The sequence below is a fragment of the Lentzea rhizosphaerae genome (assembly GCF_042649515.1).
GTDB lineage: Bacteria > Actinomycetota > Actinomycetes > Mycobacteriales > Pseudonocardiaceae > Lentzea > Lentzea aerocolonigenes.
In genome coordinates this window covers 20,939-32,909 of record NZ_JBHRZI010000029.1, presented here as the reverse complement: position 1 = coordinate 32,909, position 11,971 = coordinate 20,939, and the positions used below count along the sequence as shown (strand labels likewise).

The window sequence follows — 11,971 nt, the reverse complement described above, 5'->3', positions numbered from 1 at the left end:
GTGTGCGATCTATGGCTTTGGTGACCTTGGTTGTCCGCGACTACGACGAGGCGATCCGCTTCTACGTGGAAGGACTCGGATTCACGCTGGTCGAGGACACGCCGCAAGGCGAGAAGCGCTGGGTCGTGGTGTCGGCCGGTGAGGGCGCGTCGCTGCTGCTGGCCCAGGCCGACACGAAGCAGCAGGCCGCACGGGTCGGTGACCAGACCGGCGGCCGCGTCGGGTTCTTCCTCAACACCGACGACTTCGATCGCGACCACGCCCGCATGACCGCGTTCGGCGTGCGCTTCCTGGAGACCCCGCGTGAGGAGGTCTACGGCAAGGTCGCCGTGTTCGAGGACCTCTACGGCAATCGCTGGGACCTGCTTCAGCCCGCGCGCGCCTGACCCGGAGACACCCCGACGATCCGTTTGAACGCACGGCTGAACGCCGCCTCCGACTCGTAGCCGAGGCCACGGGCGATCTCGCTGACTGTGGTGTCACGGTCCCGTAGGCGGTTCATCGCCACGTGCATGCGCCACCGCGTGACGTAGCGCATGGCCGGTTCGCCGACGAGATCGGTGAACCGTGCCGCGAACGCCGACCGCGACATCGACGTCTGGTGCGCCAGGCGTTCGACAGTCCACGGCTGGGCGGGATCGCGGTGGATCAACGCCAGCGCCTGCCCGATCTGCTGGTCCTGCAACGCGCCCAGCCAACCGGTGCGCGCGGCCGGATCGTTGGCGAGCCACGAGCGGATCGTCTGGATCACCAGCACGTCCGCGAGTCTCGTGATGACCGCTTCGCCGCCGGGGCGCAGGGTTCTCGCCTCGACGGCCATGAGGTCGATCGTGGCGCGCATGTCGTCGGCGCGACGTACGTACAGAACGTGCGGCAACACGTTGATGAGGTGCTTCGCGGCGGGATGGTCGAAGCGCACCGCACCACACACGAGGTGCGTCACGGCACCACCGTCGCCGTGTCGGAGGATTGCGTAGTTGTCGGTTTCGAACGTGTGCGGCAACGTCGTGACGAGTGGTGTCTCGGCGTTGGGAGCGCTGAACAACCGGTGGCCTTCGCCGCCCGGCACGAGCAGCACGTCGCCGGGTTCGAGCTCGGTGACCTCGCCGTCGACCTCGATCTCGCAGCGGCCGCTGGTGAGCACGTGGAACCACAGGCAGTCGGCCATGTCGGGCATCGTGAGGCCCCACGGCTCGGTGAGCTCCGTCCGGCAGTAGAAGGTGCCGGACATCCTCATCAGGTGCAGGGCTTCACCCAGCGCGTCCGTCATGCACCCAGTCTGGACGAACGAGCAAGTCTGCGCGATGAACTGTCATTGAGAGTCCGGCGGTGAGGCGACAGAGTGAACGCCATGGGGACAATCACGCTGATCGCAGCCGCCGCGTCCGGTCTGGTGGCCGGTCTGTTCTTCGCCTTCTCCACCGCCGTCATGCCCGGTCTCGCCGACCTGCCGGCCGAGGACGCCCGTGCGGCCATGCGCCGGATCAACGTCCGCATCCAGAACCCGCTGTTCCTGCTGGTCTTCCTCGGCAACGTCGTTCTGTGCGGCATCGAGGTCTTCCAGGGCAGGGTCGTGGGCGGCCTGCTCTACATCGTCGGGTCGTTCCTTCTGACGATGTTCGTCAACGTGCCGATGAACAACCGTCTCGAGAGGACCGACGACGCGTACTGGCCCGCCTACCTGCGCACGTGGACGCTCTGGAACCACGTGCGCGGCGTCGCCTGCCTCGCCTCGACGGTCACCCTGCTGCTCGGATTCTGAGGCCGTGCTTGGGGCGCATCGCGGCGACGCCGGTGGGGGTGATGCGCTGGTTCAGCAGTTCCGGCTTCGGCCGTCGCAGCAACGCTTTCAGCATCACGGTGAGCTCGGTCGTCGCGAGCCCGGCGCCGATGCACCGGTGCGGACCGCCGCCGAACGGCAGGAACTCGTGCGGGGCGGGCTTGCGTTCCCAGCGGTCCGGGTCGAACCGCAGCGGATCCGGCCACACCTCGGCCAGCCGATGCGTGACGTACGGGCTGTACAGCAGGAACGTGCCTTCCTTGATCCGTTTCCCGGCGAACTCGAACGGCTGCGCCGCCACCCGTGCCGAAACCACCGCTGGTGGGTAGAGCCTCAACGTCTCGTTCACGACGTTCGCCAGATAGTCGTCGTCCTCGCAGGCGCGCTCCCACACGCCGTTGTGCCGCAACAGGTTGAAGATGGCCCACGCCATCGCACCGCTGGTGGTCTCGTATCCGGCGGCGATGAGCGTCACGACCTGATCGCGCACTTCGAGGTCACTCAGCCCATCGCTGTGCACGAGAGAGGTGAGCACGTCACCGGTCGTCTTGCCTTGACGTGTCTCCTCGATCGCCTTGTACACCCGCGCGTCGACGGCTCGGCGCGCCCTCATCGCGTTGCGCCACGCCGGGGCTTTCGTCCGTCTGAGCAACGTGACCACCGCGGGGTTGCGGTCGATCAGGTTGATCAGCACCTGCAGGTGCGCCCCGAAGAAGTCCGCTTCCCGCGCCAGTTCTTCGCCGAACAACGCGTGGATCGTGCTGCGCCGGATCGCCCGGCGGAACTCCTGGTAGGCGTCCACGACCTCCCCCGGCCGCCACGCGTCGAGCGCTGCCTCCGCGTTGGCCTCCATGACCGGCACGTAGTTCGCGATCTGCCGGTGCACCAGCGCGGGCTGCACGAGCCGCCGCCGTCGCTTGTGGTCCTCACCGTCGCTGACGATCAACGACGTGGGCCCGTCGACCGGCACCAGTACCTGGAACGCCCGCTCCACCTCGAAGAGCTCGGAGTTGGCGAACACGAACCTGTTCGCCTCCGGCCCGAGCAGGTAGGTGTACGGGCCCATCCGCACGACCGGCCCGAACCGCCGGTGCAGAGCGGAGAGGAGATCGGCCTGCCGGAACCGCACGACGTCCGGAATCATGGCCACGACACTGCCACACCGCGATGGTGGCGGACCTGGCGTCCGATCGGCTCACTTCGCGTGGCGTTCGGGTGAAGGTCGTGCCGTGCCGAACTTCGGTGCGAGATCCTTTCGCCGGGTCGGGGCCCCACTGCGCGGAAGGCACCGCCGTGTCCCGAGCCAGGCTCGCGATGGCGCTCACCATCGGTTTGACGGGCGCAACCCTCGTGTTCGCCCCACCGGCACTCGCCGACCACTTCGTGTCGAAGACGTTCCACCCGACCGGCGGCGAACAGACCTACACGATCCCCGCGGGCGTCACGAAGCTCCGCGTGGTCACCATCGGCGGACGTGGCGGCAAGGGCGCCGACGGCGGCGACAACTCGGCCCCGAGCGGCAGACCGGGCTTCCGCGCCACGGCGGACCTGGCCGTTCCTGCAGGTGTGACGCAACTCGTGGTCGCGGTCGGCCAGAACGGCGGCGACGGCAGCGGCGCGAACGGCGGAGAACCCGGCTTCGGCGGCGGCGCGTCCGGTGGCCTCGGCACCCCGTTCGCGGGCGGTGCCGGTGGCGGCGCGAGCCACGTGCGGCTCTGTGCGGGCTGCGAAAGGGTGGTCGTCGCCCCTGGTGGCGGTGGCGGGGGAGGCCGCTGTTTCGCGATCGGCTGCATCTCGGGCAGCAACGGTGGCAACGCGGGCGAGAACAACGGCGGCTCGCCGGGCATCCCCGGACCCGGTGGCTTCCCCGGCTTCCCCGGCGTTTTCGGGCTCGGCGGCGTGGGTGCGCCCGGCAATCCCGCGACCGCCGGTGGTGGCGGCGGGGGAGGAGGTGGCGGTGGCTGGTTCGGTGGCGGAGGCGGCGCGTCCGGCTTCCCGGCACCGACCCCGTTGATCGTCGCGGTCGACGGTGGAGACGGCGGCAACGGCTCCGGGCACGCCGGTGCCGGAGTGTCGGGCTTCGCGCTCGAGGAGACCACCGACGAGCCGTCGGTGACCATCAGCTACCTCGTCGAGTCCACGACGATCACCTACACCGGTCCCGCTTCCGGCTTCACCGGCGAACCGGTGACGCTGTCCGCGCGCCTCACCGCGGCGAGCGGACCGGTGCCGAACGCCCCGCTCGTGTTCCGCCTCAACGCCACCGAAACGTGTGTCGGCACGACGAACTCCAACGGCGTCGCGTCCTGCTCGATCACGCCGGACGAGGTCGCGGGCATCTACCCGTTGGCGATCGGCTTCGGCGGCGACGTGACGCACCAGCCGTCGGGCACCGAGGTCCGGTTCGAGGTGACGCGCAAACCGACCACGCTCACCTACACCGGCGCCCTGACCGGCGACTTCCACGACCCCGCAACGGTGTCCGCCCGCCTGACGGTCCTCGGTGCACCCGTTGCCTCCCAGCCTGTCGCGTTCAAGCTCAACAACGCCGAGACCTGCACCGGCACCACCAACGCCGACGGCGTGGCGTCCTGCGCTCTCACGCCGGGTGAACCCGCCGGCACGTATCCGTTGACCGCGGCCTTCGCGGGCACCAAGGGCCTGCTGCCGTCGGATGTCGGCGTCGATTTCGTTGTCACCAGAGAAGAAACCAGTCTGATCTACGCCGGTGACGCCACGGTCGCCAACGCCGAACCAGCCCGGCTCGCCGCCAAGCTGATCGAGGACGACGGCACACCCGTCGCCGGACGCAGCGTCCAGCTCGGCCTCGGCGGCGCGCAGTCCTGTGTGGACACCACGGACGCCCAGGGCACGGCGGAGTGCACCATCACGTCCGTCGACCAACCCCTGAACGCGGCCGGAACCCTGCCCGTGACGGCGACCTTCGCCGGCGACCAGTTCTACGAGCCGAGCCAGACGTCCGCCGCGGTGGGCCTGCGACACATGACCGGCCGCGGCTTCGGCGTCTCCGGACGAGCCCTCGGCCTTATGGTGGCACCGACCCCCGACACCGGCGAAGTCCGCGTCGCCCGAGCCACGACCACCGCACCACCGTGCACCGCGACCGTCTCGGCACCGCTGAACGCCTGGGCGCTGTGCACGTCGGTGATCACGACCCTGGCACCCGGCACCTCGACCACACGCACGTCGGTCGCGGAACTCGGCATCGGCGTCGTCGCCCTGCGAGACGTCGTGGCAACGTCACGCAGCACGTGCGGCGGCGCGACCGGCACCGTCACGATCGGCGCGCTCACCGTGGCGGGCCTCCCGGTCACCGTCACGACGGCGCCCAACACCACGATCCCGCTGCCCGGCGGCAAGATCGTGATCAACGAACAGGTACCGACTCCCGGCGGCCTCAAGGTCAACGGCGCGCACATCACCCTGCCCGGCGTGGACCTCGTGGTGTCGGCCGCGACGTCCGGCGTCCACAACTGCTAGCGGGGACCAGGCCACCACGACGCGTCGGTGCGCAACGGATACCCGCGCACCGGCGCGAACTCCCGCCGCGAAGCACGCACCAGCCTCCAGAGCCAGACCAGCCCGACCACCGAGATCAACGCGAGCCCGAGCCACGTGAAGGCAGTGAACAGCTGCACCTGCACCGCCGTCGGCTGTGGCATGTAACCGGCCTCGAGGGCCTGCTCCTGCCACGGCTGGTCGGTCAGCACCATGGTGATCAGGACGGCGATGCTGTTCATCGAGTCCCACAACGCGTGCAGCAACGACACACCGAGGTAGGCCCAGAACAGCCGCCCGGTCAACATGAAGTGCTCGCGAGCACTGCGCGAGAACAACACGCCACCGAGGATCGCCGTCCACAACCCGTGCCCGAACGGAGCGAGGAACCCGCGCAACAACTCCGTCGTCACCAGGTCGATCAGCGACAACCCGTTCTCGGTGATCGTGGCCGTGAGCGCGTACCCGGCCGACTCGAACGCCGCGAACCCGAACCCGACGCTCGCCCCGAGCACCAGCCCGTCACGACACGACTTGTGAGCCAGGTGCCGCGTCAGCAACGCCAGCGCCGCGAGCTTGACCATCTCCTCGATCAACCCGACACCGACGAACAGCAGTGGCGACGGATGCAGCAGATACGTCTCCAGCAACGACGCGCCCAGCACGCCCAGCACACCACCGACCGCGAACGTCCGGAACACCAGCTCGCCGGTGACCTCACCGGAGTGGCTGTGCTCGAACGCCCAGGTCACGAACGTTCCCGGAACCAGGAAGCTGCCCAGCAGCACGATGGTCGGGATCAGGTTGGCGTTGCCGGTGATGTAGGTGATCACCACCGTCGCGACCCACAGAGCCGATCCGACGAAGAACATCCGCAACCACGACCTGCGAGGGCGCGTGGTGGGTACCGGCATCACCATGGGGCGGAGTTTCTCGTGCGGTGCCGATCAGGACAACTCGGTGCCAGCCGGCCTCTCACCTGCTCCACGTGCCCGAACCCGACATCGAACTGGTGCTCGCGATGTTGTTGCCAGGAGCCTCGTGCCGTGGTTGCGGCGCCCTCGGACCCGACCCGGTGCTCAGTTCGTGACGGCCAACGCGAACGGCAGAACCGATGGCACCCCCTCCTTCCTGAGCATCCGAGCGGCCACGGTCATCGTCCAGCCGGTGTCGATGTGGTCGTCCACCAACAGGACCGGACCGTCCACACCGGACAGATCCGGTGTCTCGCCCGATCGAACGAGCCCTGCCAGCCGCTGAGCGCTGTTGGCACGGTGCGTCGACTCGCCGAGCCACACGGTGCCGAGCAGGGGCAGCCGGCCGATGGACGCGATCTTCTGGCCGAAGCTGCCGACCAGAGCGGGCCGCCGCCGTGAACCGACGGTCACCACGCCGACCGGCCGCTCGTCCCAGCCCCACGCCGACAGCACCTTCACGCAGGCCGCGAACACGTCGTCCGGGATCTCCTGGTCGACCCCGTCGGCGAGCACGTCGCGCAGGCGGTTGCCCCAGCCGATGTCGGTGAGCCTGCCCAGGGCCCTGCCCGTGGCCGCGACCTCCGACGGCCCGATCTTGCCCGACAGCGAGACGCCGATCGCGGCCATGCCCGTCGGCCACATCTTGCGCGGGGCCACGTCCACGCCCGGTCGCAACAGCCGTTCGCGAGCAGCGCCGGCCGCGGTCTCGGACACCTCGACCGACAACCGCTCTCCGGTGCAGTTGTCGCAGCGGCCGCACTCGCGCGCGGTCGGGTCGTCGAGCTGGTCCTGCAGGAACTTCATCCGGCACGAGCCGGTGCGGAGGTACTCGATCATCACCTGCTGCTCGGCCCTGCGCGCCTCCGCGATGCGCGCGTACCGCTCGCCGTCGTACTCCCACGGCCGCCCGGTCGACTCCCAGCCGCCACGCACGCGCCGCACCGCGCCGTCGACGTCCAGCACCTTCAGGACGACCTCGAGCCTGCTGCGCGACAGCTCGACCATCGGCTCCAGCGCCGCCGTCGACAGCGGCCTGCCCGCACCGTCGAGCGCGGACAGCACCTGCCTCACCACAACCTCCGCGGGGAAGGCGAGCGAGGCGAAGTACGCCCAGATGTCGCGGTCCTCGTGGCCCGGCAGCAGCACCACCTCGGCGCGTTCGACGCCGCGGCCCGCGCGCCCGATCTGCTGGTAGTACGCGATGGGGGAGGAGGGCGCGCCGACGTGGACGACGAACCCCAGGTCCGGCTTGTCGAAACCCATGCCCAGCGCAGAGGTGGCGACGAGCGCTTTGACCCGGTTGTTCAGCAGGTCCTCCTCGGCGCGTTCGCGTTCGGCGGGCTCGGTCTTGCCCGAGTACGCGGCCACCGCGAAGCCCCGTGACGCGAGGAACGCCGCGATGTCGTCCGCCGCCGCGACCGTGAGGGTGTAGATGATCCCGGAACCGGGCAGCCGGTCGAGCTGCTCCGCGAGCCACCCGAGGCGCGACTCCGCGGTGGGCAGCAGCGCGACCGAGAGACGCAGGCTGTCGCGGTCCAGCGGCCCGCGCAGGACCAGGGTGCCCTCGTCGGCGCCGAGCCCCAGCTGCTCGGTGACGTCGTGCACCACCCGGTCGTTCGCCGTCGCCGTCGTCGCCAGCACCGGCACGCCCGGTGGCAGCTCCGTCAGCAACGTCCGCAGCCTGCGGTAGTCCGGCCGGAAGTCGTGCCCCCAGTCCGAGATGCAGTGCGCCTCGTCGACGACGAGCATGCCCGCGGACGCCGTCAGGGAAGGAAGCACCGCGTCCCGGAAATCGGGGTTGTTCAGCCGTTCCGGACTCACCAGCAGCACGTCGACGTCGCCGGCCGCGACCTGCTCCTGTACGGCGTCCCACTCGTCGGTGTTCGCCGAGTTGATCGTCACCGCGTGCACACCCGCCCGTGCCGCCGCGTCGATCTGGTTGCGCATCAACGCGAGCAGTGGCGACACGATGACCGTGGGTCCCTCACCGAGCTGACGCAGCAACGCCGTCGCGATGAAGTACACGGCCGACTTGCCCCAGCCGGTGCGCTGGACGACGAGCGCTCTGCGGCGCTGGGCCACGAGGGTGTGGATCGCGGTCCACTGGTCCTCGCGCAGCACGGCCTCAGGGCCTGCCAGTGCCCGGAGCCGCTCCTCCGCCAGTTCTCGCAGTGCGATGTCGTCCATGGGGAGCAAGCTTGCCAGGCAGGTCTGACAGTTTCAGATTGCCGCTGCTCCGCAGACGGCGGCGAGTTCGCCCTCGGTCGGTCGTCCGGCCACCGCTTCGGCCCGAATCGCCTTCGGCGGTTGCCCCGAAGAGGTGACCGGACGACCGACGCGAACTCGCGGTCCGGGAAACCCGTTCTCTGCTGTCCACACACGGGTCGTAATGTGTGAAGGGTGACTGATGACCTGCGCGACCAGGTGCACGCGGCAGCTCGCCGCGCCCGCGTCGCCGCCGACGAACTCGTCCTCGCCACCCGCGAGCGCAAGGACGCCGCGCTCCAGGAGATGGCCGCCGCGCTCCGCCAGCGCGCGCCAGAGATCATCGAGGCCAACCAGAAGGACCTCGAAGCGGGCAGGGCAGCGGGTCTCCCGGAGAACATCCTCGACCGTCTCACCCTCACCGAGGCCCGGATCGAAGGCGTCGCCAAGGGCCTCGAAACCGTTGCGGGACAGAACGACCCGGTCGGCGAGGTCATCCAGGGCGGCATCCTCCCGAACGGTCTGGAGCTCAAGCAGGTCCGCGTCCCGATGGGCGTCGTCGGCATGGTCTACGAGGGCCGTCCGAACGTCACGGTCGACGCCGCCGGTCTCGCGCTGAAGTCGGGCAACGCCGCGTTGCTGCGCGGTTCCTCGACCGCCGAGCACTCCAACACCACGCTCGTCGCCGTCCTGCGCGACGCACTCGAAAGCGTGAACCTGCCGGCCGACTGCGTGCAGCTGCTGCCGTGCCACGACCGCGCGTCCGTCACGCACCTCATCACCGCGCGCGGCCTGGTCGACCTGGTGATTCCGCGCGGTGGCGCCGGTCTGATCAACGCGGTCGTCGAGCAGGCGACGGTTCCCACGATCGAGACCGGCGTCGGCAACTGCCACGTCTACGTGGACTCGCACGCCGACCTCGACATGGCCGAGGCCATCGTCCTCAACGCCAAGACGCGCCGCACGAGCGTGTGCAACGCCGCGGAGTCGCTGCTGGTGCACAAAGACGTCGCGGCGGAGTTCGTCCCGCGCATCACCAAGGCGTTGCAGCAGGAGAGCGTGACCATCCACGGCGACGAGCAGTTCGCTCAGCAGCCGCATGTCGAAAAGGCGACCGACGACGACTGGGGCACCGAGTACCTGAGCCTCGACATCGCGGCGAAGGTTGTCGACTCTCTCGACGACGCGGTGAAGCACATTGCGACGTACGGCTCCGGCCACAGCGAAGCGATCGTGACGAACGACGTCGCAGCAGCACGCAGGTTCACGGCCCGTGTGGACGCGGCGGCGGTGTTCGTCAACGCCTCCACGGCGTTCACCGACGGCGCGGAGTTCGGCATGGGCGCGGAGATCGGCATCTCCACGCAGAAGCTGCACGCGCGCGGCCCGATGGGCCTAACCGAGCTGACGTCCTCTAAATGGGTCGTGTGGGGCGAAGGACACACCCGCCCGAAGGCGTAGCTCTACCTTCGGAGACATGGCTCCCACGTATCCGTTCTCCGAACCCGACGGCCTGACCCTCGATCCGACCTACGAACGTTTACGGCGTGAGGAACCCGTCTCGCGCGTGACGTTCCCGTTCGGCGGCGAGGGTTGGCTCGTCACGTCCTACGAAGAGACGAAGTTCGTCCTCGGCGACCCGAGGTTCAGCCGAGCGCGAACGGTCAACCAGGACGTGCCGAGGATGCAGCCCCTCATCGCACCGGGCGAGTCCATCCTCACGCACGACGGCGCGGACCACGCGCGCATGCGCCGGTTGGTGTCGAAGGCGTTCACGGTGCGTCGGATCGAGGAGCTGCGGCCGCGCGCGCAGCAGATCACCGACGAGCTGCTCGACCGCCTGGACAACCCCGGCGACCTGGTCGAGGGCTTCACGATGCCGTTCCCGATCACGATCATCTGCGAGCTGCTCGGCGTGCCGTTCGAGGACCGCGCCGAGTTCCGCACGTGGTCGAACCAGGTGTTGTCCACGATCGGTGGCCACACGCCCGAAGAGGCGATGCACGGCATGATGAGCCTCTATGGCTACTTCACCGACCTCGTCGCCAAACGCCGTGCGCAGCCCACGAACGACCTGATGGGTGCGCTCGTTGCGGCTCGTGACAACGACGACCGCCTCAGTGAGGACGAACTGGTCCGTTTCGGCATCACGTTGCTGGTGGCCGGCCACGAGACGACGGCGAACATGCTCGCGAACAGCGTCATCACGTTGTTCGAGCACCCGGACGCCATGAAACGCCTGCGCGAGAACCCGGAGACGCTGCCCAACGCGATCGAGGAGCTGCTGCGGTTCATCCCGCTCGGCAGCGCCGCCGGCTTCACCCGCATCGCCACCGAGGACGTCCAGGTCGGCAACGCGCTGGTGAAGGAAGGCGACGCCGTGCTGGTGGTCCTGTCGTCGGCGAACCACGACAAGTCGATCTATCCCAACGCCGACGAACTGGACGTGGAGCGCGAGGTGGGCCAGCACCTCCAGTTCGGGCACGGCATCCACTTCTGCCTCGGTTCGCAGCTCGCACGGATGGAGCTGCAGGTCGCGCTCGGTGCGATCCTGCGCAGGATGCCGGGTCTGCGGCTCGCGGAACCCGTCGAGTTTCGCAAGGGTTCGCTGGTCAGGGGCCCTGTGCGGCTCGTCGTGGCCTGGTGAGGAAAATCTTGGCCGAGTCGCGTAATGGGGGACGGACGCGTGCGTTCCTCCATCACGCGGCTCTGCTTCGGGGTGGGCCGCGACCCGAACGGCCCGTCCTCCCTCAGGGCCGTGCGGTGTGATCAGCACGACCGGCGCCGGGCCACGGGAGCGGCCCGGCGCCGGTCTACGCTGTTTTGATGCGCATCGGCGTCATGGGTGGCACGTTCGACCCCATCCACCACGGCCACCTCGTGGCCGCCAGCGAGGTGCAGGCCAGGTTCGACCTGGACCGCGTGATCTTCGTGCCGACGGGAAAGCCCTGGCAGAAGGCATCGCGAGAGGTCTCCGCCGCCGAGGACCGCTACCTGATGACCGTGATCGCCACCGCGTCCAACCCCCGCTTCTCCGTCAGCCGGGTCGACATCGACCGCGAAGGCCCCACGTACACCGTTGACACCCTCACGGACCTGAAGAAGCAGTACCCCGACGCGGAGCTGTTCTTCATCACCGGCGCCGACGCGCTGGAGCAGATCCTGTCGTGGAAGCGCGCCGCCGACGCGTTCGAGCTCGCCCACTTCATCGGGGTCACCCGTCCGGGCTACACGCTGGACGACCATCACCTGCCGCCAGGAGCCGTCTCGCTCATCGAGGTCCCGGCCATGGCCATCTCGTCCACCGGGTGCCGCGCACGCACTGCTTCCGGCCAGCCGGTTTGGTATTTGGTCCCAGACGGTGTGGTCCAGTACATCGCCAAAACGGGCTTGTACTCCGAGTCGTGACCACGTTCGAGTGGATTTCGCGTGCATCCGTGGTCTCGGGGAGCAACAATCATCGCGTTGTTGCTGGTTCGTGGAAGGCAAG

At 69.0% G+C, this 11,971-nt stretch carries 10 protein-coding genes; 6 read left to right on the top strand and 4 right to left on the bottom strand.

Features of this window, described 5'->3' with window-relative positions:
* Positions 1-11 precede the first annotated feature (11 nt).
* Positions 12-386: a VOC family protein gene (locus ACFOWZ_RS32530; RefSeq protein WP_382377783.1), complete on the top strand. Its 375-nt coding sequence runs from the start codon at positions 12-14 to the stop codon at positions 384-386.
* Here ACFOWZ_RS32530 and ACFOWZ_RS32525 read toward each other — a convergent pair.
* The gene (locus ACFOWZ_RS32525; protein WP_382377782.1) at positions 368-1,270 is read right to left on the bottom strand and encodes an AraC family transcriptional regulator; all 903 of its coding nucleotides are present in this window, start codon (positions 1,268-1,270) and stop codon (positions 368-370) included. The genes ACFOWZ_RS32530 and ACFOWZ_RS32525 overlap by 19 nt on opposite strands.
* An 81-nt stretch (positions 1,271-1,351) precedes the next feature.
* On the opposite strand from ACFOWZ_RS32525, the gene ACFOWZ_RS32520 reads away from it, so the two are divergent.
* Positions 1,352-1,762, top strand: a complete 411-nt coding sequence (locus ACFOWZ_RS32520) for an anthrone oxygenase family protein (RefSeq protein WP_382377781.1) — start codon at positions 1,352-1,354, stop codon at positions 1,760-1,762.
* Here the strand turns inward: ACFOWZ_RS32520 and ACFOWZ_RS32515 are convergent.
* The gene (locus ACFOWZ_RS32515) at positions 1,740-2,930 is read right to left on the bottom strand and encodes a cytochrome P450 (protein WP_382377780.1); all 1,191 of its coding nucleotides are present in this window, start codon (positions 2,928-2,930) and stop codon (positions 1,740-1,742) included. The genes ACFOWZ_RS32520 and ACFOWZ_RS32515 overlap by 23 nt on opposite strands.
* A 143-nt stretch (positions 2,931-3,073) precedes the next feature.
* Between ACFOWZ_RS32515 and ACFOWZ_RS32510 the strand changes: the two genes are divergently transcribed.
* Positions 3,074-5,281, top strand: coding sequence for a choice-of-anchor P family protein (locus ACFOWZ_RS32510; RefSeq protein ID WP_382377779.1), 2,208 nt, complete (start codon positions 3,074-3,076; stop codon positions 5,279-5,281).
* Here ACFOWZ_RS32510 and ACFOWZ_RS32505 read toward each other — a convergent pair.
* Together ACFOWZ_RS32505 and ACFOWZ_RS32500 are read right to left on the bottom strand one after the other, a co-directional pair.
* Complete coding sequence (locus tag ACFOWZ_RS32505) at positions 5,278-6,219, bottom strand: PrsW family intramembrane metalloprotease (protein WP_382377778.1); 942 nt, start codon at positions 6,217-6,219, stop codon at positions 5,278-5,280. The genes ACFOWZ_RS32510 and ACFOWZ_RS32505 overlap by 4 nt on opposite strands.
* Before the next feature lie 159 nt (positions 6,220-6,378).
* Complete coding sequence (locus ACFOWZ_RS32500) at positions 6,379-8,463, bottom strand: RecQ family ATP-dependent DNA helicase (protein WP_382377777.1); 2,085 nt, start codon at positions 8,461-8,463, stop codon at positions 6,379-6,381.
* Positions 8,464-8,676: 213 nt separating this feature from the next.
* On the opposite strand from ACFOWZ_RS32500, the gene ACFOWZ_RS32495 reads away from it, so the two are divergent.
* From ACFOWZ_RS32495 to nadD, 3 genes are all read left to right on the top strand, one after another.
* Positions 8,677-9,942 carry a glutamate-5-semialdehyde dehydrogenase gene (locus ACFOWZ_RS32495; protein WP_382377776.1) on the top strand — a complete coding sequence of 422 codons (1,266 nt, stop codon included), beginning with the start codon at positions 8,677-8,679 and terminating at the stop codon, positions 9,940-9,942.
* A 16-nt stretch (positions 9,943-9,958) separates the two neighbouring features.
* Positions 9,959-11,128 carry a cytochrome P450 gene (locus ACFOWZ_RS32490; protein WP_382377775.1) on the top strand — a complete coding sequence of 390 codons (1,170 nt, stop codon included), beginning with the start codon at positions 9,959-9,961 and terminating at the stop codon, positions 11,126-11,128.
* A gap of 179 nt (positions 11,129-11,307) precedes the next feature.
* Complete coding sequence (nadD, locus tag ACFOWZ_RS32485; RefSeq protein WP_382377773.1) at positions 11,308-11,889, top strand: nicotinate-nucleotide adenylyltransferase; 582 nt, start codon at positions 11,308-11,310, stop codon at positions 11,887-11,889.
* Positions 11,890-11,971 lie beyond the last annotated feature (82 nt).